Source organism: Comamonas sp. 4034 (genome assembly GCF_050434545.1).
GTDB lineage: Bacteria > Pseudomonadota > Gammaproteobacteria > Burkholderiales > Burkholderiaceae_C > Comamonas > Comamonas odontotermitis.
Genome location: NZ_JBNDIT010000001.1, coordinates 429,893 through 449,965, shown reverse-complemented (window position 1 = coordinate 449,965; position 20,073 = coordinate 429,893). Strand labels below are relative to the sequence as shown.

Below are 20,073 nucleotides of genomic sequence, written 5' to 3'. Positions count from 1 at the left end.
GTCCATCCAAAAAAAAGACCGCGTTGTGTTGTGGATAAGCCTGTGCCTATTTCTTCACCAGTGCACATTTGCCATCGGCCATGGGGCGGAAGGCCTTGTCGCCGGGGATGGTGGCAAGGATCTTGTAGTAATCCCACGGGCCCTTCGATTCATCGGGCGACTTGACCTGGGCCAGGTACAGGTCGTGCACCATGCGACCATCTTCTCGCACATGGCCGTTCTGGCTGAAGAAGTCTTCGAGCTTGTTGGACTTGAGGTACTTGGTTACCGCCGGTCCATCATCAGAATTGATAGCTGCAACCGCCTTCAGGTATTGGTTTACCGCCGAATATGTGCCTGCATGTACCATGGACGGCATGGTTTTCTTGCCCATGCGCTCAAAAAAGCGCTGAGAGAAGGCGCGCGTCTCTGGGGTGCGGTCCCAGTAGAAGGCGGTGGCAAATGTCAGGCCCTGGGCGGTCTTGAGGCCGAGGGAGTGCACATCCTGGATGAACATGAACTGCGGCGCCACGGTCTGGTTCTTCATCAGCCCGAACTGGTTGGCCGACTTGATCGCGTTGATGGTGTCGTTGCCCGCACTCACCAGCGTAACGACAGGTGCCTTGGACTCCTGCGCCTGCAATACAAACGAGGAGAAGTCGCTGGCATTGAGCGGGAAGTTGGTGCGTCCCACGATCTTGCCGCCGCCCTTGCTGACGATGTTGGTCACCGTCTCGGCCCCTGCTTTCCCAAAGGCATAGTCCACCGCCATGATGTACCAGTCCTTCTTGCCCTTTTCCAGCATGGCATGTGCCACGCCGCTGGCCATTGCATAGGTATCGTAGGTGTAGTGAATGGCGGTGGGAATGCAAGCCTCGCTGGTCAGCGCGTCCGAAGCGCCTCCCGAGGTGAGGATGAGCTTGTTGCGTTCCTTGGCGAGGTTGTAGACCGCCATGGCGACGGCGGAGTTGTTCAGGTCCACCACCACGTCCACACCTTCGGTGTCGAACCAGGTGCGCGCGCGGCTCGCCCCCACGTCGGCCTTGCCCTGGTGGTCGGCAAAGACCACCTCGATCTTCTTTCCTGCCACCGTCCCACCAAAATCTTCGACCGCCATCTTCGTGGCCTCGACCGAACCTCGTCCGGCCGTGTCGGCATAGGGGCCGGACATATCGCTGAGCACTGCGATCTTCACCACATCACCCGAGATGCCCTGGGCCTGAACGGGTAGTGCGGCTGCGGCAACAGTGGCTGCAAGTGTGACGATGGCTGTCAAATGTTTCATGGCTTGTCTCCTGGATGTCGGCAATGAATCAGCGGTCTGTGATCAGGATTTCTTCACCAGCGGGCAGGTGCTCTTGGACAGAGGACGGAAGGCCTCATCGCCGGGAATGGTGGACACGACCTTGTAGTAATCCCAAGGCGCCTTCGATTCCTCGGGCTTTTTCACCTGCACCACATACATGTCGTGCACCATGCGGCCGTCCTCACGCACGTAGCCGTTCTGCGAGAAGGCGTCGTTGATCTTCATCTTCCTGAGCTGCGCCGCCACGGCCACCCCATCGTCCGTACCCGCCTCCTTGATGGCCTGCAGGTAAGTCATCACGGCGGAATAGTCGCCCGCCTGCACCATCGATGGCATCTTCTTCATGCGTTCGAAATAACGCTTGGCCCATGCCCGCGATTCGGGCGTGCGGTCCCAATAGAAGGCGGTGGCGAAGGTCATGCCCTGACCGTATTTGAGACCCAGGCCATGGATGTCGTTGATGAACATCAGCTGCGGCACCAGTACCTGGTTCTTCGTCAGGCCAAAGTCGTACGCCGCCTTGATGGTGTTGACTGTGTCGTTGGTTGCATTGGCCAGCGTCACCACCTGCGCCTTGGAGGCCTGCGCCTGCGTGACGTATGAGGAGAAATCGCTGGCATTGAGCGGGTGCGCCACCTGACCGGTGATCTTGCCACCGCCCGCTTCCACAAACTCTGTCGCCGTGGCCGCCATGGCCTTGCCTGCTGCGTAGTCGACCGAAATGATGAACCAGTCCTTCTTGCCTTGCGCCAGCACGCCTTTGACGGCGGCGTTGGTCATGGCGTAGGTGTCATAGGTGTAGTGCACCAGGGTGGCGCCGCAATGCTCGTTGGTCAATGCAGTCGAGACGGCGCCGGTGTTCATCACCATCTTGTTCCGCTCGCGTGCCAGGCCGTTGACCGCGATGGCGACTGCGGAGTTGTTCATGTTCATGACCATGTCCACACCGTCGCTGTCGAACCACTGGCGCGCCTTGGTCGCAGCCACGTCTGCCTTGTTCTGGTGGTCAGCCGAGACCAGCTCGATCTTCTTGCCCAGCACGGTGCCGCCGAAGTCGGCGATGGCCATCCTGGCGGCTTCCACCGAACCTTTGCCGGCCGTGTCGGCATACAGGCTCGACATGTCGCTGAGCACTGCGATCTTCACGACATCTCCCGAGATGCCCTGCGCGTGCGCGGCAAGGCACGCCAATGCGGCAGCCAGCCCCAGTGAGGATTTCCCCATGTTCTTGTCTCCGATTCTTATTGAGCCCTTGATGCTAGAGCTTTATGGCGCAGCAGCTTTTGCCTTTGCGAAGCCGTGCCTTAGCCTGAGCCAAAGCCTCGAAAACCCTAAGAGCCTGTTTGTGATCTGGCACCTGTTTCGGGCTGTCGCCTGCGTTGATCAAATCGCGCCAAACCCCCTCTTCCGCAACCAATAATTGCGCGCCGGAGTGAAATCGCCCATGCTCCACCATCCGCCCGATACCGCAATACCGAGAAAGACAACGCAATGACACCTTCGATGTCAAGCCAATACCAGGCCGCGCTCGATGCAGGCAGCTTCCAGATCCAGCGCTGCACGGCCTGCCACAAGGCCATCTTCTATCCTCGCGAACTGTGTCCGCATTGCGGCAGTGACCAACTGGCCTGGGAACAGCCCTCCGGCCAGGGTACGGTGTACTCGACCACGGTCATCCGCCGCAAGGCCGAGGCCGGGGGCGACTACAACGTGGCACTGGTCGATCTGGCCGAAGGCCCGCGCATGATGAGCCGCGTCGAAGGCATGGCGCCAGCCGATGTGAAGATCGGCATGGCGGTGCGCGCACAAGTGGTGCAGCACAACGGCAAGGGCTTGGTGGTATTCAAGGCCGCATAAGAACGAAAAGGACAAGCACATGGCACAAGTACACATCAGCTCCGGCCTGCGCGCGCTGCGCGGCAAGGCGGCCATCACCGGCGTTGCCACCTACGGCTGCGGCGAGACTCCCGGCTCTGACGACATGATGCTGCTGGCGCGCGCCGCGCATGCGGCCGTGGCCGATGCAGGCCTGACCATGCAGGACATCGACGGACTGGCGACCTGCAGCGTCAATGCCACCATGTGGCCCATGCCGGTCATCGAACACCTGGGCATCAACCCCAATTACATCAATGGCACCATGGTGGGTGGGTCGAGCTTCATCGCTCACCTGCTGCCATCGATCATGGCGCTCAAGGCTGGTCAGTGCAAACATGTGCTGGTGTGCTACGGCAGTGCGCAACGCTCGGCCGCCTTTGGCCGCAAGGAATCGACTGCTGCACGCAAGTTCATGGATCCGCAGCCCTTCGAACACCCCTTCGAGCCCGTGATGCCGGTGGCAGCCTATGCCATGGCCGCTGCACGCCATATGCACCAGTACGGCACCACGCGCGAGCAGCTGGCCGCCGTGGCGGTGTCAGCCCGCCAATGGGCACAGAAGAACCCCGAAGCCTTCATGCGCGACCCGCTGACCATTGAAGAGGTATTGGGCGCCCGCATGATTGCAGACCCGTTCACCGTGCGTGATTGCTGCCTGGTGACCGACGGCGCCGGCGCCTTTGTGCTGAGCCGCGCCGAAGACGCCAAAAACGCCCCGAACGCCCCCATCTATGTGCTGGGCAACGCTACGGCCTGCTGGAACCGCCAGATCTCGTCGATGCCCGACCTGACGGTGACCGCCGCCAGCCAATCGGGCGCGCAGGCCTTTGCAATGGCCGGATTGCAGGCTGCGGACATGGATGTCGTGGAGCTGTATGACGCCTTCACGATCAACACACTGCTCTTTCTGGAAGACCTGGGCTTTGTCAGAAAGGGTGAAGCCGGTGCCTTTGTTGCCAGCGGCGCGATTGCGCCCGGCGGCAGCCTGCCGGTCAACACCAACGGTGGGGGACTGTCGTGCGTGCACCCGGGCATGTATGGCATCTTTGCATTGATCGAAGCCGTGCGCCAATTGCGCGGCAACTGTGGCGAACGCCAGATCGCAGGCGCCCAGCTGGCCCTGGCCCATGGCAACGGCGGCACGCTGTCCAGCCAGGCCACGGCGATCCTCGGCACGGCCGCAACTTTGTGACAGGACTGCTGACATGATCCGCGATAACGAAACCCTGGAAGCGCTGCTCGACAGCGTACGACGCTTTGTGCGTGAGCGCCTGGTACCGGCCGAAAACGAAGTGGCCGAGACCGATGAGATCCCCGAGTCCATCGTGCAGGAAATGCGCGAGCTGGGCTTGTTCGGCCTCACTATCCCCGAGCAGTTCGGCGGCCTGGAGCTGACGATGGAAGAGGAGGTGCGTGTGCTGCTGGAACTGTGCCAGACCTCGCCCGCCTTCCGCTCGGTGATTGGCACCACCGTGGGCATCGGCTCGCAAGGCATTCTGATGGACGGCACCGATGCACAGAAGGCCCAGTGGCTGCCCAAGCTGGCCACCGGCGAGGTGATCGCCTCGTTTGCACTGACCGAGCCCGAAGCTGGATCGGACGCCGCATCGCTGCGCACCACAGCCATCAAGCAAGGCGACCACTACATCGTCAACGGCACCAAGCGCTTCATCACCAATGCACCGCACGCCGGCATGTTCACGCTGATGGCACGCACCAACCCGGCCGACAAGGGCGCGGGCGGCGTGTCGTCCTTCATCGTTGACGCAAAGACGCCCGGCATCAGCTTTGGCAAATACGACAAGAAGATGGGCCAGCGGGGCGCGCACACCTGCGACGTGATCTTTGACAACGTGAAAGTGCCTGCCGCAAACCTGATCGGCCTGCAGGAGGGCCGGGGCTTCAAGACCGCGATGAAGGTGCTGGAAAAAGGCCGCATCCACATTGCCGCCGTGGCCGTGGGCTGCGCCAAGCGCATTCTGCGCGATGCGTTGCAGTATTCGCTGGAGCGCAAGCAGTTCGGCCAGGCGATCTGCGATTTTCAGCTGGTGCAGGCCATGCTGGCCGACAGCCAGGCAGAGCTGTATGCCGCCGAGTGCATGACCATCGACGCAGCCCGTCGACGTGACGATGGCCAGAACGTGTCCACCGAGGCGTCGAGCGCCAAGATGTTTGCCACCGAAATGTGTGGCCGCGTGGCCGACCGTGCCGTGCAGATCCTCGGCGGAGCGGGCTACATGGCCGAATACGGCATCGAGCGCTTCTACCGCGATGTGCGTCTGTTCCGCCTATACGAGGGCACCACGCAGATCCAGCAGATCATCATTGCGCGCAACATGGTGCGCGAAGCGAGGGCCAACGCATGACCGGCGAGTTCGAGCTGCAGTTGGTGGCGCCAATCATGGAGGCGGCCAGATGAGCACGGTAGATCGCCAGCACATGAGCATCGAGGACATGAACAGCCGCGTGCCTTTCCTGCGCCTCATTGGCGCCAGGCAAGACCCGAACTTTGAGGACGGCATTGTGCGCGTGCACCTGTCCGATCTGCGCGAGGACCTGTGCAATCAGCTACCCGCTGCGCATGGCGGCATTCTGATGACCTTGCTGGATGTAGCCATGTCACGTGCGGCCGTACTGGCGCCTGGGGCGCCATCGAGCACCGCAGTGACGGTGGAGATGTCGTCACGCTTCATCTATCCAGGGCGCGGCCCGTTGGTGGCTGAAGGCTGGGTCATCAACCAGGGCCGCTCGCTGTGCACGTGCCAGGCCAATATCTATGATTCGGAGCGCCGCATTCTGGCCACAGCACAGGGCACCTTCAAGTACTGGAAGGCGCATGCCTATGACAAGTCCTCTGAAAGCAGTGCATAAGGCGGTGCATAAAGCAAGGATTTGTGGATAAACAGGCCGCCAGCACTTACCCATCTTGCGGCAGCAGCGATTGAAATCATCGTTATCCACATGAAAAACGCGACCCTTGGGTCGCGTTCGTTTATTCACAGGCTACCTGACCTATTGGCGCCGGGCTTACTTGGCGTCTGGCAGCTCGATCTTGACTTCCAGCACTTCCAGATTGTCCTGGCGCTCCAGATTGACGCGGACATCGTCTGGATTGACCGAAACGTACTTGGCGATCACGGCCATCAGCTCTTTTTGCAGCGCAGGCAGGTAGTCGGGCTGGTTGTTGCTGCGGCCGGTGCGCTCGTGCGCCAGAATGATCTGCAGACGCTCTTTTGCAACGGAGGCCGTCTTCTTCTTTTCACCCAGGAACAGGGACAGCAAGGACATGGCGCTTACCTCCCGAAAATGCGTTTGAAGAAGCCAGGCTTTTGCGCTTCGATGAAGCGCATCGGCTTGTCTTCGCCCAGAAAGCGCGACACCACATCCTTGTAGGCTTCCGACACATCCGTTTCAGGCAGGTTGATCGCAGGCGTACCCTGGTTGGATGCCTGCAGCACCGATTCGGACTCGGGGATCACGCCAATCAGCTTGATGCGCAGAATGTCCTGGATGTCCTCCAGCGACAGCATCTGGCCATCCTGTACACGGTTGGGGTTGTAGCGGGTGATGAGCAGGTGTTCCTTGATCGGGTCGCCACCGTCGATGGCACGTTTCGTCTTGGAGCTGAGCATGCCCAGGATGCGGTCGGAATCTCGCACGGATGAGACCTCGGGGTTGGTCACCACCAGCGCTTCGTCTGCAAAGTGCATGGCCATCAAGGCACCGCTTTCGATACCGGCGGGCGAATCGCAGACGATGTAGTCAAAATCCATCTCCGCCAGATCCTTGAGAATCTTCTCGACGCCATCCTGCGTCAGCGCATCCTTGTCACGGGTCTGCGACGCTGCCAGGATGTAGAGGTTTTCCAGCTGCTTGTCCTTGATCAATGCCTGGTTCAGGTTGGCCTCGCCCTGGATCACATTGATCAGGTCGTACACCACGCGGCGCTCGCAACCCATGATCAGATCGAGATTGCGCAGGCCGACGTCAAAGTCGATCACGGCCGTTTTGTGGCCCTGCAATGCCAGACCAGCCGCAAAGCTTGCACTGGTGGTGGTTTTGCCAACTCCGCCTTTGCCGGAAGTTACAACGACGATTTTTGCCATCTTTTGATCCGTTCTCTTTACGTCCTCAATTGTTCAATGCCCCGGTGGGCCGTCTCCAGAGCTCACCATTCCAGGCCGCCTATAGCGGCTCAATCAGCAGTTTTTCGCCATCCAGGCGCACCATCGCAGGCTTGCCCGCCACATCCGGCGGCAAGTCCGATTCAACCGTACGGTAGATACCGGCAATCGATACCAGTTGCGGCTCAAAACAGGTGCAATAGATGCGGGCCGACGTATCGCCCCGCGCACCGGCCACGGCCCGTCCGCGCAACGGGCCATACACGTGCACATTTCCGTCGGCAATCACTTCGGCACCAAAACTGACAACCGCATTGACCACCACATCGCTGCCTGCCGCATAGACCTGCTGGCCCGAGCGCATGGGTTTGTCCACCCGCACCGTGGTCTTGGCCGGCAATTGCACTTCCTTGACCACTTCCACCTCGTGGATCACCTCGCGCACTGCGGGCTCTTCCGCAGCGGTTGCGCGCACCGGTGGCGCCTCGGGCGCGGCAGTGAGGCCAGCCGCACGGGCGGCCTGCATCTGCTGCGCATTGCCGCCGCGCACGGCCACCGGCATGGTGCGGTACTGGCGCAGCAATGCCATCAGCGCCTCGAAGTCGATGGGCGTCTCTGCATCGCGCACCTGCACCAGGTCAATCAGCACGGGATCGTTGTCGAACAGCTCCGAGTCACTGCCGAAGCGCTCGGAAAACTCGCGCGCCAGCTGCTCGGCATCTGTCGACCGCAACGCAAATGCGACCACCGGCAACTGGGCGCTTTTCATATCAAAACCGCTGCGCTGCGTCGTTTCACCTGACATGGATGTAGTAGCCGATCTATGGACTGGACATGAATCGGCAAAGTGTAACCTGCCATGCAGCGAATCGCCGCTGCGTCCCACCGGTTTTAAGGCCAAAGCGCCATTGCGGCAACACTCTTTTACCAATCCTGCAGACCAAACACGGTCAATTACCGCTAATTACCAGCATTTGAATAAAAAAAGAGGCGCCAAGGCGCCTCTTGCTGCGTTTTATACGCTCAGTGCAGCTTGTGTCCACAGTGCCCGCAGAACATGTCGTCGGCGGCAACCACTTCAAAGCAGTTGCTGCAGCGCGGCAAAGGCGCCTGGGTGGCTGACTGTGCTGGCGTTGCCGTGGACGTCGCCCCGGGTACAGCAGCGCCAGAAGGCGTGGCTACCGGGGCTGGCGGCGAGACGGGCGCCACAGGTGCTGGTGCTTGCACCGGCGGTACGGATTCCACGGCGGCCTTGGCTGGTTGCAGCGCTGGCGCAGATGCCTCCGTGGCGGCCGGGGCGACAGGGGCCACTGCCGGACCTTGAGAGCCTTGAGCCGTCGGGGCATGCGCTGCCTGCGCGGCCACATGGGCGGCGGTTGCCACGGTAGCCCCCAGGCCAGCCGCCGCACTGTTGGCAGCCGGTGTTGCTGCAGGACTTGCGGCAAAGATGTCCGCCGGGTTGGCGGCAGATGATGGCATGCTGTTCTGACCAGCAGTACCCGGCATACCTGTGGATGGAGCTCCTGCTTGGGGAGCATGTGTCTCCGTATGGGTGGCATGGCGCACCTTGTCGGCGGCTTCACGGGCCATGTCCTGCGCCTGGCGGGCCTTTTCGCGCGCCAGGGCAATGCCGGCCTGCAGGCTTTCTTCGGTGGCCTTTTCATCCAAGCCATCCGTCACCATCAAGTAGATGATGTTCATGCCCATGATCATGACCTGCATGGTCAGGGCCATCAGCACTGCAAACAGGATGACGGTGGACAGGGTGCCCGCGACCAGATGGCCATTGAATGCCATCGGGCCAAATGCACCTCCGCCAAAACCGCCCAGCATGGTAGGGCCGATGATGCCGCTGGCCAGGGCCGTCATGTACGCAAAGCCCGGCACGAAGCCGCTGAACAGCACCAGCGCAATGATGCCGACCACCACATACAGCGCCAGCAGCATCAGCACCAGCGGCACCAGGCGTGTACGCACCACCGACACCACCAGCGACACCGCGCCCTTGAGACTGCGGCCATCCCAGATGGCCGGGGCCAACAAAGGCGCAGCCACCCAGTACAAGGCGATGAAGAACACCGATGCAATGATGACCATTGCCGGATGGGCAAAGAACAGCAGGATCGGCCCGATGAAGGGTATCTTGCAGATGAAGTAGACCAGAGCCCCCACCAGACACAGCGCCAGTACCAGGGCCAGCACCAGCAGACCAAACAGGATGAATTTGGGTACGCACAATAGCCCCGCCCTCAAGGCGTCGGCAATGCTGCGCTCTTCCACATCCTTGGCCTTGTCCTGCAGCAGGATGCCCACCGCCGATGTACCTGCCCAGAACACAATGAGGGCTGCAACAAAAAAGAGGAAAGCCAGGAACACGCTGCCCATGCGGGTGGCCAGCATCTGGCCGCCCATCAGCACCAGCCCGCCGGCCAGCCAGGTCAGAAACGACAGACCGAGCACGCGCCATTGCGTCAGCCCCTCGGCCGCCCGCATCAATTGGCCAAAGTCAATCGACTTGAGCATGGATTTGGTGGAAGACATGCAATTCTCCTTTTTCTACTTGAGCGGCCACCGTGCCATGCGCACTGTGGCCTCCTGCTATGCAGCGCTGCTGCGAACTGTATCCATGGCAGGCCGCACACGCGCGGCCAGGCCATTCATGCAAAGCGAGCGTCAGTTGATCGTGCTGACCCAGGGCCTGGCCTGGATCACGAAATGCTCAATCCCTGCCGGCACGTTTTTGTCAGCCGATTTCTTCACTTCCACCGGGTTGCCGGCTTCGGTGGGCGCAGTGCCGGACTTCAGGTTCACCTTCTTGGCCCGCAGGTCACGGGGGGAGACGGTGACATATATCGTGGCGCCCCCACGGTTGTCCGCCATCAACGTGGCAATGTCCTTGATGGCCGTCATCGCATCCTTGTGCTCCTGGGTAGCCTTGGCAGCCCAGGGAAGATCGATCACCACCGAGTCGAGCACCTTGATATTGCGGGTGCCACTCGTCTGGCTGGACTTGAAAACCTGCTCGGTCGTCACCGTCTCACTCGCACCGATGCGCTGCTTGACGGGCAAGGTAGCCATGGCCTCCACCGCACGTTGACGCAATTCATCGGCGCTGGATGTCTCCGCCTGCATCTTCTGCTCCCACTCGGTAAACACCGGTGGTACAGCCGGTTCCCGGCAGCCAGGGGGCGACGCCACGCCGCACTCCACCTGAACAGCGCCCTGGGTCGCTGGCGGCGGCGCTTCCTGTGGCGGAGCTACACAGCCTGCCAGCAGCACGGCAGACATCAATGCGGAAATTTTGAACATGAACTTCACAACTCTCTCCTTCAATTCAACAAATCATCCAGGGTCTGCTTGCGCGCAGGCTTGCGCGGTGTAGGACGCGCGGGCGCCGGCTCCGCCATGGTGGCAGGAGCTGCTTCTGTCGGCATGGCGACGGCTGCATCTGCTGCGGGCACGGCCTCCGCCTGTGGCGGGGCAATGGATTCGTTCGGGGCCAGTACGGCCTCAACGGGCAGCGCAGCCGGAGCGGGGGAAGGCTCGATCGGTGCAGCAGCTGGCGCACTGATGGCGGGTTTGTCCACAGGGACTGCCTTGCGCTGCTGCTGGCTCTTCCACCACCAGGCACCACCGCCAGCCAGCAAGGCCAGCGCCACCCCTCCCAAGGCAATCCACTTGCCTGCTCCACCACCGGCCTCAGGCGCCTGTGGCATGGGGTTGCGTTCCGTGGCAGTTCTGCGGGGCCGGGCCTCCGGGGTGCTGTTGGCAGCAGGTTTGACAGTCTTCTCGACAGGCTGGGCCGGTGGCGCCGTTACAACGGTCGCAGCAGGCGCTGTCGCCTTGCCGGTCACCAGCCAGTCATTGCCCAGCTTGCCTTCGTCGGTTGCAGCCGTGCGCAGGCTGGGAGCGGCGGCAACCGCACTGGCGGCGCTGCCGCCAATCACCATGGCCGGGCTGGTATCGATGCGCTCGCCATTGCGTTCGGGCGCAGGCTCGCTGCTGTCCTGCACATTGCCAAATACCAGGATGGCCTTTTCCTCTTCTGGCGATAGAGGGTCTTCATTGTCACGCCGGGTCTCTTCAAAGTTGGGAGCCTGCTCAAACCGGCAGCCGCACTTGCCGCAAAACCGGGCATCGCCCTTGCACAGTGCCCCGCAATCGGGACAGGTGGTGTATGCCGGGGCAGGAGCAGCAGGCATGCCTCTGCTCACTGCTGCTGGCGCAGAAGTAGGTACAGCTGCCTCTACCTTGCAGCCGCATTTTTTGCAGAATTTGGCACTTGCCGGCAATTCTTCTCCGCATTGCACACAGTCCATGGGTACGCCCTCCAAAACCGGTATGCCGTTGCAAACGGCACACCATATTAGTTTTCAATGTCAGTTTCATTATCCATTCCCAGACCGCATGATGCCAGCAGTGGCCGCGCATGCGGGCAAAGGCAGGGCCCGCTACTGGGTAGATCCACAGTTGCAAAGGCGGTCTCGGTCTGGCGCAAGGATATGCCCTGCTGCAGCTTTTAAAGAGTTTCCCTCTCTCTACAGGCGCTGCCAAATTCACTATGATGCAGCACCTTTTTTACTTCTGGCAGCGTGCAGGCATGGCTTGTGCAGCGGGCTGCCTCTTCATCGACCATGTCCGAATCCTTTCTCCCCCGCTGGCGCGAAGTGCGTCCTGGCACCGATGATGTTGTCGCGCCCGACGAGCGTCTGCCCTGGCCGCAGACCTCGGTCATGGGTGTGCAGCATGTCATCGCCATGTTCGGCTCCACCATTCTGGCGCCGATCCTGATGGGCTTTGACCCGAATGTCGCCATTTTGATGAGCGGCGTGGGCACGCTCATCTTTTTCCTATTGACTGGAGGGCGGGTGCCCAGCTACCTGGGCTCCAGCTTTGCCTTCATCGGGGTGGTGATTGCAGCAACCGGCTATGGCGGCTCCGGCCCCAATGCCAACATCGGCATGGCCTTGGGGGGCATCATTGCCTGCGGTCTGGTCTATACCCTGGTCGGCTTTCTGGTCCAGGCCATCGGCACCCGCTGGATCGAGCGTTTCATGCCCCCTGTCGTCACCGGCGCCATTGTTGCGGTAATCGGCTTGAACCTGGCGGCCGTGCCCATCAAGAACATGGCCTCCAACAACTTCGAAAGCTGGATGCAGGCACTGACCTTTGTCTGCGTAGGCATGGTGGCTGTCGTGACGCGCGGCATGGTGCAGCGCCTGCTGATACTGGTAGGGCTGATCGCGGCATCCGTCATCTACGCCGTGCTCACCAACGGCATGGGTATGGGCAAGCCGGTCGACCTATCCGGCGTTGCCAATGCGGCGTGGATCGGTATGCCGAACTTTGCAGCGCCGCAGTTCAGCGCGCAGGCAGTTTTCATGATCGTTCCCGTCGTGATCATCCTGGTGGTGGAAAACCTGGGCCATATCAAGGCCGTCACCGCCATGACCGGCAAGGATCTGGACCGCTACATGGGCCGTGCCTTCATCGGCGACGGTGTTGCCACCATGGTCAGCGGCAGCGTGGGAGGCACCGGCGTCACCACCTATGCAGAAAATATCGGCGTGATGGCCGCCACCCGCATCTACTCGACCGCCGTCTTCATGGTGGCCGGCGTCATCGCACTGCTGCTGGGCTTCTCGCCCAAATTCGGTGCGCTCATCCAGGCCATTCCGTTGCCCATCATGGGTGGCGTGTCGATTGTGGTGTTCGGTCTGATTGCGGTGGCGGGTGCCAAGATCTGGGTCGACAACCGGGTCGATTTCTCGCAGAACCAGAACCTGATCGTGGCGGCCATTACCCTGATCATCGGCACCGGTGACTTCACACTCAAGTTCGGCAGCTTTGCCCTGGGTGGTATCGGTACCGCAACCTTTGGCGCCATCATCCTCTACCAATTGCTCAATCTGGGAAGCAAGCGCTGATAGTGCGCTGCTCCATGAATTCGTGTTCCAGGAAGCCCGGTCATGCCCGGGCTTCTTTTTTTATGGGATGCACGCATCGCGCATCGCCGAGGTTGCAGCCGAGCAAGGCAGGCAGCTATCGCCACACCCCAGTTACCGCATTTTCAGCAGTCGGGTATTTGTCCGAATAATCGTTTCACAGGCAACGACTGCTAAGATTTGCGCGTTTTTCGCGGCACCCTGCCCGTGATATACCCAGAAAACTAAAACACCGCATTGGAGATCCCATGTCGTTGAATGACCGTGTGCGCTACGGCGCCCTGCATGCCCGCATCATGTCGGCCGAACAGGCAGCCGCCCTGATACCCGCAGGAGCCAATGTGGGCATGAGCGGCTTCACCGGCGCAGGCTACCCCAAGGCACTGCCACAGGCCATCGCCGCCCATGCCAAGGCCGAGCATGCGGCTGGCAGACCCTACAAGCTCAATGTATGGACAGGCGCCTCCACCGCTGCCGAATGCGATGGAGCCTTGGCCAGCGCCCATGCACTGGGCCAGCGCCTGCCATTCAACACCGATCCAACTGCGCGAAAGGCCATCAACGCCGGGGAAATCGACTTCATCGACATGCATCTTTCGCATGTGGCGCAGCATGCATGGTTTGGCTTTCTGGGGCACATGGATGTCGCCGTGGTCGAAGTACTGGGTATCACCGCCGATGGCCTGCTGATTCCGTCCACGGCGATAGGCAACAACAAGACCTGGCTGGAGATTGCAGACAAGGTGATCCTGGAAGTGAACACCAAGCCGTCTGCCAGGATGGAAGGCATGCACGACGTCTATTACGGCACGGCCATTCCGCCACGCCGCGTGCCGATCAACATGACGCATGCGGATGACCGCATTGGCCAGCCCTATCTGAAGGTCGATCTCGACAAGGTGATCGCCGTGGTGGAAACGCACAAGGGAGACCGCGACAACGTGTTTGCCGCGCCCGATGTCAACTCCAACACCATTGCCGCTTCCATCATCGATTTTCTTTCCCACGAGATGAAGATGGGCCGGCTGCCCAAGGAGATGCTGCCCATCCAGTCCGGTGTCGGCAATGTGGCCAATGCCGTTCTGGCAGGACTGCTCACGGGGCCTTTCGACAACTTGCTGGGCTTTACCGAGGTGCTGCAGGACGGCATGCTGGACCTTCTGCGTGCCGGCAAGATGAGCCGGGCCTCCGCCACGGCGATTTCCCTGTCGAGCAGCGCGTACCAGGATTTCGAGGACAACATCGATTTCTACCGGGACCGCATCATCCTGCGTCCCCAGGAAATCTCCAACCACCCAGAACTGGTGCGCCGCCTGGGGGTGATTGCCATGAATTCGATGATCGAGGCCGACATCTACGGCAACATCAACTCGACCCATGTGATGGGCTCAAGCATGATGAACGGCATCGGCGGCAGCGGTGACTTTGCCCGCAATGGCTACCTTTCATTCTTCGTGACACCATCGGTCGCCAAGGACGGCAGCATCTCCTGCATCGTACCCATGTGCTCTCATGTGGACCACACCGAGCACGACACGCAGATCATCGTTACCGAGCAGGGCCTTGCCGACCTGCGCGGCCTCTCGCCCAAGCAACGCGCCAAGGTCATCATCGACCAGTGCGCCCACCCGGACTACCGCCCCATGCTGCACGACTATCTCGACCGCGCCATGAAGCAGTCGGCCGGCCTGCACACGCCGCACATCCTGACCGAGGCCCTGTCGTGGCACCAGCGTTATCTGGACACAGGAACGATGAAAGCAGCCTGACCCTGCTTCCTGGTCCAACAGGCCCCGTGTGCGCAACACGGGGCCTTTTCATGCACGGAGCAGTTCTAGATCTGAAAGTCCACGGTCGCTGCCTGACCGGCGGGTGGACGCAAGACACCTGGGGTATCGTCCGCAGCGCCCGCCTTACCATGCAGTGCAATATCCGCGTTGTCCAAGGCACGCGCGCAGCTGGCCCCGAACAGCAGGATCGCGGATGAAAAATAGATCCACATCAGCAACACCACCAACGAACCGGCCGCACCGTACGCAGACACCACTGCGGCAGTGGACAGGTACCATGCCAATACCTGCTTGCCAACGGTGAACAGGAGCGCGCCTATGCCTGCGCCTGCAATCAGGTAACGCAACCTGGGTTTGTCGCCCGTGCCAATGCGCATCATGCCAACGAACAGGGTGACGGTGATGACGAACGACACCGCCTCATTGACCACCCCCATCAGCAGGCTGGGCGCCTGCATGTGCAGCACCGTGCCTGCCCATTTGGTGGTGACGCTGAGCATGGTGGTGATCACCAGCGAAATCAGCATCAAGAAGCCCAGCACCAGGATGTAGCCCAGGCCACGCAACCGCTGCATCAGCGAATACCACCAGGGCGTGCCGCTCTTGTCCACATCCTGCCCATGGTTCCATAGGCGCTCCAGCGATGTCTGCAACTCTACAAACACACCAGTGGCGCCTGAGAGCAGCATCACAAAGCCCACCGCCGATGCGATGAGGCCCTGCGATTTGGTCTGTGCGCTCTGCAGTGCGCCACGCACCACCCCAGCCACCTGGGTACCCATGACCGATTCCACCTGGTGGATCAGCGTGGATTCGATGTACGAGCGGTCCAGCCACCAGCCCAGCAAACCCACGATCAGCAACAGCAGCGGTGCCAGGCTGAGCATGCCGTAAAACGACATGGCCGCACTCATGCGCAGGCCATCGGCCCCCAGCCAAAGCTGGACTGCATTGTAGAAAGGCTGAAACGGATGAAAGCGCCTGGAAAATTGCTGCCAGGCCGTTGGGGACGAATCGTGCATCCCCCGATTCTGACGCGACAGCCCTGCTCTGCCGTGTCAGCAATCGGCCATAGCTTGCTCAAATACTCAGGTTCTGCGACGCCACGCCCCCAGCCCCATGAGGCCTGCGATCACGCTCAGTACCGCAAGAGCCCATGCAGATAGCGCTGGAACGCCCACTGGCGCAGGCTGCGCGGAGCCATCCTGCACCACCACGCTCAAAGGCGTCAGTGTTTCGCTGGGTGCATTCTCCGTGTCGCCTGCATAGCGTGCGGTCAGTGCATGGGCGCCCACGGTCAAACTGCTGATCGCCAGGTTCGCAGAGCCGTCGGCTCCCAGCGGCACGCTGCCGATTGGCGTGCCGTTGTCCATGAAAGTGACTGTGCCGGTGGCAGTTGCTTTAATTTCAGCTGCCTTGTTTTCGGCTGCCAGCGCGTTCTTGGGCTTGGCTGCCACCGTTGCGCTCAAGGTCAGAGGCTGGCCCACGATGACCGGATTGGGCGTTGCGGCCAACGTCAGCATGGTGGGTGCCTGGGCAACAGCGGAACAGGACACAGCGATGTTCGTGACATTCGCACCGCTGACCGTACCACTGCCTTGGGCCACCGTGCATGTCTGCGCTGGTGACGTGGGCTGCGCCAATACGGTGACCGCATAGGCAGCAGTGTCGGCAAGCGGAGCTGCAAAGGCGATGCTGCCATTGGCGCTGACAGGCAAGGTTTGCGCACTGTGGCTCTCACCCAGCACCAGGCCGGTGCCCGTCAGACCGGAGACGGTTCCCCCCAGGGTGTAGCGGCTTGGCGCTGCGATCTCGCCGACCGACATGCTGGTATTGACGGTAACGGAATTGCCGGGAGCCAGGGCCCGCGACCATTGCAGTGCGCCACCGTTTTCATCACAGTTGGTATCCACACGGTTTTCGAGTTGCGCGCGATCGATCTGCCGCCATATGGAATTGAAATAGCCTGCAAAATAGGCATCAGGCGCCGTTTGCGGTGTCAGCACCATCGTATGCGGTGCGGCACTCGCTACGGGGCAGCCACTGGCGCCGCCAGCCGTGCTTGCGCCCTGCCCGCCAGCGCTGCTGGTGGCGGCTTCAAAATAAGGTTTCGTCTTGCCTTCGCCCGTTGGCGATGCCAGTGCCGCCCCCAACATGATCTGCGCAGCCCGCGTAGTGCCAATGCCGGCCGCATTGTCGAGCGTGAAGGCCTTGGTGAACTGGCGGCTGCCATTGACATACTGCACAGTGAGCGTTGCCGTGACGCCGGTATTGCCCAGGGCGCTTTTCACGGTCACAGTGAACGGATCGGCGACTGTACCGCTACCGGAGACCCCGCTCAATGATTTCGGCGTGTAGGGAGTCCCTGTGAGCGTGAAATCGGTGATGTGCGAAGCCAGATGTTGTGCGAAGTCCGGCTTGAACAGCGCGTCAGGCCACGCAACGATGAAGCCCATGTCGGCCGTTCCGTCCACCACGGTGTACGGCTGAACCAGACCTCTTCCCGGTATCTCGCTGCTGGTGACCTGGAACGAGTTGTCTTCACCCACCTGGATCTGCAGTGGCGAGCCGGCAATGGTGACCGACGGTGTCGTTGCGGCAGTGGCAACAGCTGGCAACAGGGTCGGTGCGAGCAGCAGCAGACCCGCTACAGAACGGCGCGCAAGCGACGCCAGGGCATGAGGATAGGCGCTCCGCACAGTGAGCGAGTCTGCCGCGCATTTTTCCGGAGACCTCAGAGCCGGCCTCGTACTGGGCCGCAAGACTGCGAAAATGGATCGAGAAAAGGGGATCGAAAGGCGCACAGGCTGTGTCTCCAAAAATGGCTCGAAAATGGGTGTTCTCCGAAAGCATAGGAGGCTTTACCAGGTGCATGGGGCACCCGATATGCCAGCCGCTGACGCAGGGTGATGGAGGGCAAGTGATTTCGACGAACGACTGAAAAACGCCGACGAGCGCCCTATGACGTATCTTCTAATTTGGCTTCTCGATCACTTCGTCACTCTGTCAACTGCTGGATGCATCTGGGTATATCCAGCCCTGGCGCGGCCCGAAGACCACGAGCCATTCAACGCTTGACATTCACACAATGGCAATCTTTAGCGTGCGTCCCTAGGCCGAAGCGTTCCAGAGGCCCTTCATCCGTCGTTGCATCGCCTTGTCATACTTTTGCAAAGGAAAGACATGGACCCGGCAAACCATCTGAGAGAGCGTTTTGGCAAGGCTCTGCGGCAGGCTACGTTGCGCCTGAGCCTGTTGTACTGGAGCTGCATGTTCGTGGCAGACAGTGTCCTGGGCTATTTCATCCGTATCGATCCGGTCGAATCCGCTCCACTCAAGTTCGTGTTGTTCGGCGCCAGCGCGCTGATGACCTATGCCATGTCGCGAGTGCTGTTCCGCCTTCGGCACCTCTCATTCACGCACAAGGCATTGCTGTGCTTTGGCATGACGGCGGTGGCAGCGCCCGTCTTCACCGCCATCGACTTTCTGAACTACATGCTCTGCGAGTACCCCGAGCCGGTATCCTTCGATCCGCTGTACGCCGGCTACATGCTGCTCGAAGGCGCTTCCATGCTGTTTGGATGGAGTTGCCTGTTCATGGCACTGCTCTACAACTTCGAAGTCCGCGACCGCGAACGGCGTCTGGCAATGGTGCGGGAGGAGGCCTTGATGGCGCAGATGCGTGCGTTGCGCTACCAGGTGAATCCGCACTTCCTTTTCAATACGCTCAACTCCATCGCCGGTCTGATCGAGGAAGGGGCTGCGACACGGGCCGAGCGCATGGTGCTGTCGCTTTCCACCTTTCTGCGCACCACACTGGCGTTGGACCCGATGCATGACGTGGCACTGGCCGAAGAGTTGCGCCTGCAGCAGGACTATCTCGCCATCGAACGCGAACGGTATGCCGACCGGATGGATTTCACCGTCGACGTTCCCTTCGATCTGCGACAGGCCCTGGTTCCCAGCCTGCTGATACAGCCGCTGATCGAAAACGCCATCAAGCACGGCGTCGGCCAGACACTCGAACACACACGGATCCATATCGTGGCTCGGCGCCGCCAGGAAAATCTTTGGCTGGCTGTGGAAAATGACGTGCATCCCGGCACTGCATGCCGGCAAACAACGACCGGGTTCGGGATCGGGCTGCGCAATGTGGCCGAGCGCATCCGGATGCGTTTCGGCAAGGAAGGCGCTTTCCGCATTGACACTGCCGATAGCACGCGCTTTCGCGTCGAGATTGAACTGCCCTGGAGAGTCGCATGAGGCAGTTTGATGTACTGGTAGTGGACGACGAGCCGCTGGCCCGACGCCGGCTCCAGCGCATGCTGCGTCAGTTGTCGTGGGTCGGAACCATCGAGGAAGCGGCCTCCGTTTCCCAAGCCCTGGATCGCCTGGCGCAGGCACCGGCGCATATCGTGTTGCTCGATATCCAGATGCCTGGCGGCAGCGGATTCGACTTGCTGCGGCAGTTGCCCGACGAGACCGATCCGCCGCCGGCCGTTGTCTTCGTCACCGCCTTTGATGACCAGGCCTGCCGGGCCTTTGATGCCAGCGCGATCGACTATGTCACCAAGCCCATTGAGCCGGGGCGTTTTCACCTTGCAATGGAACGCGCCCGCAAGGCGAGCGAATTGCGCAGCAGTGCGCAAAGAATTGCAGAGCTGGAAGAAGTCATTGCAAACCTTCGCCGGGCAGCCGCCCCTCCTCCGCAGGGCCTGACCGAGCTCTGGGTCAAGACCCAGGGCCAGTATGTGCGGATAGCGGCGGCCAGCATCCTGCGGATACAGGCCGAGCGGGACTATTCCCGCATCCATGCGGATGGGCGGGAGTTTTTGTACAACGCCAGCCTGACCGAGCTGGAACGCGAATTGCCACAGCAAGATTTCATCCGCGTCCATCGCAGCACCATGGTGCGCATCGATGCTGTCACCCGCGTGGGCGTAGGCCCCTTCTCATCGCTGACCGTCGTGCTATCCGACGGCACCATGGTGCGGGTCGGCCGCACCTACACCGCAACAGTCAAGGCACGACTGGTGCAGCGCTCGCGGTAA

At 61.1% G+C, this 20,073-nt stretch carries 19 protein-coding genes; 9 read left to right on the top strand and 10 right to left on the bottom strand.

What is annotated here, in order from left to right; translation table 11 throughout:
- Nucleotides 1–46 precede the first annotated feature (46 nt).
- Nucleotides 47–1,264, bottom strand: coding sequence for an ABC transporter substrate-binding protein (locus ABIE32_RS02030; RefSeq protein ID WP_429013374.1), 1,218 nt, complete (start codon nucleotides 1,262–1,264; stop codon nucleotides 47–49).
- A gap of 42 nt (nucleotides 1,265–1,306) precedes the next feature.
- Nucleotides 1,307–2,509, bottom strand: coding sequence for an ABC transporter substrate-binding protein (locus tag ABIE32_RS02025; RefSeq protein WP_429013371.1), 1,203 nt, complete (start codon nucleotides 2,507–2,509; stop codon nucleotides 1,307–1,309).
- Here ABIE32_RS02025 and ABIE32_RS02020 point away from each other — a divergent pair.
- The 5 genes from ABIE32_RS02020 to ABIE32_RS02000 all read left to right on the top strand — a co-directional run bounded on the left by ABIE32_RS02020 (nucleotide 2,508) and on the right by ABIE32_RS02000 (nucleotide 6,034).
- A complete protein-coding gene (locus ABIE32_RS02020; protein WP_429013368.1) occupies nucleotides 2,508–2,705 on the top strand; it encodes a hypothetical protein in 198 nt (65 codons plus the stop codon). The genes ABIE32_RS02025 and ABIE32_RS02020 overlap by 2 nt on opposite strands.
- 71 nt (nucleotides 2,706–2,776) lie before the next feature.
- Nucleotides 2,777–3,142, top strand: coding sequence for a Zn-ribbon domain-containing OB-fold protein (locus tag ABIE32_RS02015; protein ID WP_224150885.1), 366 nt, complete (start codon nucleotides 2,777–2,779; stop codon nucleotides 3,140–3,142).
- A 19-nt stretch (nucleotides 3,143–3,161) separates the two neighbouring features.
- Nucleotides 3,162–4,355, top strand: a complete 1,194-nt coding sequence (locus ABIE32_RS02010) for a thiolase (RefSeq protein WP_429013366.1) — start codon at nucleotides 3,162–3,164, stop codon at nucleotides 4,353–4,355.
- A 13-nt stretch (nucleotides 4,356–4,368) separates the two neighbouring features.
- Nucleotides 4,369–5,529 carry an acyl-CoA dehydrogenase family protein gene (locus ABIE32_RS02005; protein ID WP_429013364.1) on the top strand — a complete coding sequence of 387 codons (1,161 nt, stop codon included), beginning with the start codon at nucleotides 4,369–4,371 and terminating at the stop codon, nucleotides 5,527–5,529.
- Nucleotides 5,530–5,578: 49 nt separating this feature from the next.
- On the top strand, nucleotides 5,579–6,034 hold the full coding sequence (locus tag ABIE32_RS02000) for a PaaI family thioesterase (RefSeq protein ID WP_429013361.1): 456 nt from the start codon (nucleotides 5,579–5,581) through the stop codon (nucleotides 6,032–6,034).
- A 156-nt stretch (nucleotides 6,035–6,190) separates the two neighbouring features.
- On the opposite strand, the gene minE is transcribed toward ABIE32_RS02000, so the two are convergent.
- From minE to ABIE32_RS01970, 6 genes are all read right to left on the bottom strand, one after another.
- Entirely contained in the window at nucleotides 6,191–6,451 is a 261-nt protein-coding gene (minE, locus tag ABIE32_RS01995; RefSeq protein ID WP_184705154.1) for a cell division topological specificity factor MinE, read from the bottom strand.
- A gap of 5 nt (nucleotides 6,452–6,456) precedes the next feature.
- Complete coding sequence (gene minD / locus ABIE32_RS01990) at nucleotides 6,457–7,269, bottom strand: septum site-determining protein MinD (RefSeq protein WP_224150881.1); 813 nt, start codon at nucleotides 7,267–7,269, stop codon at nucleotides 6,457–6,459.
- A gap of 79 nt (nucleotides 7,270–7,348) precedes the next feature.
- Nucleotides 7,349–8,092 (bottom strand): septum site-determining protein MinC, encoded by a 744-nt coding sequence (minC, locus tag ABIE32_RS01985; protein ID WP_224150880.1) that lies wholly within the window; start codon nucleotides 8,090–8,092, stop codon nucleotides 7,349–7,351.
- A gap of 218 nt (nucleotides 8,093–8,310) precedes the next feature.
- Nucleotides 8,311–9,828, bottom strand: a complete 1,518-nt coding sequence (locus ABIE32_RS01980; protein ID WP_429013357.1) for a hypothetical protein — start codon at nucleotides 9,826–9,828, stop codon at nucleotides 8,311–8,313.
- Nucleotides 9,829–9,960: 132 nt separating this feature from the next.
- Nucleotides 9,961–10,596, bottom strand: coding sequence for a hypothetical protein (locus tag ABIE32_RS01975; protein ID WP_429013354.1), 636 nt, complete (start codon nucleotides 10,594–10,596; stop codon nucleotides 9,961–9,963).
- A gap of 20 nt (nucleotides 10,597–10,616) precedes the next feature.
- Nucleotides 10,617–11,606, bottom strand: a complete 990-nt coding sequence (locus tag ABIE32_RS01970; protein ID WP_429013351.1) for a double zinc ribbon domain-containing protein — start codon at nucleotides 11,604–11,606, stop codon at nucleotides 10,617–10,619.
- Nucleotides 11,607–11,921: 315 nt separating this feature from the next.
- On the opposite strand from ABIE32_RS01970, the gene ABIE32_RS01965 reads away from it, so the two are divergent.
- Together ABIE32_RS01965 and ABIE32_RS01960 are read left to right on the top strand one after the other, a co-directional pair.
- A complete protein-coding gene (locus ABIE32_RS01965) occupies nucleotides 11,922–13,214 on the top strand; it encodes a solute carrier family 23 protein (protein ID WP_429013348.1) in 1,293 nt (430 codons plus the stop codon).
- A 266-nt stretch (nucleotides 13,215–13,480) separates the two neighbouring features.
- A complete protein-coding gene (locus tag ABIE32_RS01960; RefSeq protein ID WP_429013345.1) occupies nucleotides 13,481–15,001 on the top strand; it encodes an acetyl-CoA hydrolase/transferase family protein in 1,521 nt (506 codons plus the stop codon).
- A gap of 65 nt (nucleotides 15,002–15,066) precedes the next feature.
- Here ABIE32_RS01960 and ABIE32_RS01955 read toward each other — a convergent pair whose 3' ends face one another.
- Nucleotides 15,067–16,044, bottom strand: coding sequence for a YihY/virulence factor BrkB family protein (locus ABIE32_RS01955; RefSeq protein ID WP_429013343.1), 978 nt, complete (start codon nucleotides 16,042–16,044; stop codon nucleotides 15,067–15,069).
- A 66-nt stretch (nucleotides 16,045–16,110) separates the two neighbouring features.
- Nucleotides 16,111–17,721 carry an IPTL-CTERM sorting domain-containing protein gene (locus ABIE32_RS01950; RefSeq protein ID WP_429013340.1) on the bottom strand — a complete coding sequence of 537 codons (1,611 nt, stop codon included), beginning with the start codon at nucleotides 17,719–17,721 and terminating at the stop codon, nucleotides 16,111–16,113.
- Between the two features lie 484 nt (nucleotides 17,722–18,205).
- Here ABIE32_RS01950 and ABIE32_RS01945 point away from each other — a divergent pair, with 484 nt between their 5' ends.
- Together ABIE32_RS01945 and ABIE32_RS01940 are read left to right on the top strand one after the other, a co-directional pair.
- Nucleotides 18,206–19,285: a sensor histidine kinase gene (locus ABIE32_RS01945; RefSeq protein ID WP_429013337.1), complete on the top strand. Its 1,080-nt coding sequence runs from the start codon at nucleotides 18,206–18,208 to the stop codon at nucleotides 19,283–19,285.
- Nucleotides 19,282–20,073, top strand: coding sequence for a LytR/AlgR family response regulator transcription factor (locus tag ABIE32_RS01940; RefSeq protein WP_429013334.1), 792 nt, complete (start codon nucleotides 19,282–19,284; stop codon nucleotides 20,071–20,073). The genes ABIE32_RS01945 and ABIE32_RS01940 overlap by 4 nt, the downstream gene beginning before the upstream one ends.